Source organism: Caballeronia terrestris (genome assembly GCF_001544515.1).
Taxonomy (GTDB): Bacteria; Pseudomonadota; Gammaproteobacteria; order Burkholderiales; family Burkholderiaceae; genus Caballeronia; species Caballeronia terrestris.
In genome coordinates, this window is the sequence record NZ_FCOL02000626.1 from 1 (window position 1) to 545 (window position 545).

General features: G+C 64.8%; 2 protein-coding genes. One reads left to right on the forward strand and one right to left on the reverse strand.

Annotated features, from left to right (window positions below; all coding sequences use genetic code 11):
* Positions 1–367 (forward strand): putative glycoside hydrolase (locus AWB67_RS40600; protein ID WP_235025650.1); only part of this gene is annotated, 367 nt, incomplete at its 5' end.
* Positions 368–401: 34 nt separating this feature from the next.
* Here AWB67_RS40600 and AWB67_RS39280 read toward each other — a convergent pair.
* Positions 402–542 carry a universal stress protein gene (locus AWB67_RS39280; RefSeq protein WP_374729902.1) on the reverse strand — a complete coding sequence of 47 codons (141 nt, stop codon included), beginning with the start codon at positions 540–542 and terminating at the stop codon, positions 402–404.
* Between the last annotated feature and the right edge of the window lie 3 nt (positions 543–545).

Here is a 545-nt window from a genome sequence, read left to right on the forward strand (position 1 = left end):
TCATGGGTCGGGCCGTTGCTGCAGGTGGGAAGAGCAGGAGCGCGCGCGCCGTTCGCTCGGGCGGCGTATCCGCGACACCCGCCTGGGCAACAACAAGCCGCTTGCAGACTTCGACTGGGCATTGCCCAACCGGATTGACCGCGCCGCGCTCGAGGAACTGATGGCGCTCGAGTTCGTCAGGGAGAAGACGCAGGGCGTGCCGTTCAGGCCCTGGCTCCGGCAGTTTCGAGATTATGCGTTCGATCATCGCGCATTCGGCGCGTACGCCATTCGTCCGCAGGTGCAGGCCTGCGAGGCCGCCGGCACGAGTGGCTGGATGCTCTCGAGTCCCAGAAACCATTACCCTTTTGCCCACCTGCCCCGCTGATGGTTTAGACCGCGTTCAGGGCGTTCTCATCGCGCTACTCGCGAACCAGCAACAACGGAATGGTGGCGAGGCTAGCGACCCGGTTGGCGACGCTGCCAAAGAATGCGCGCGCCACCCCACGCCTGTGCGTTCCCATCACGATGAGATCGGCGTTCCAGCGTTCGGCTTCGCGCAAGAG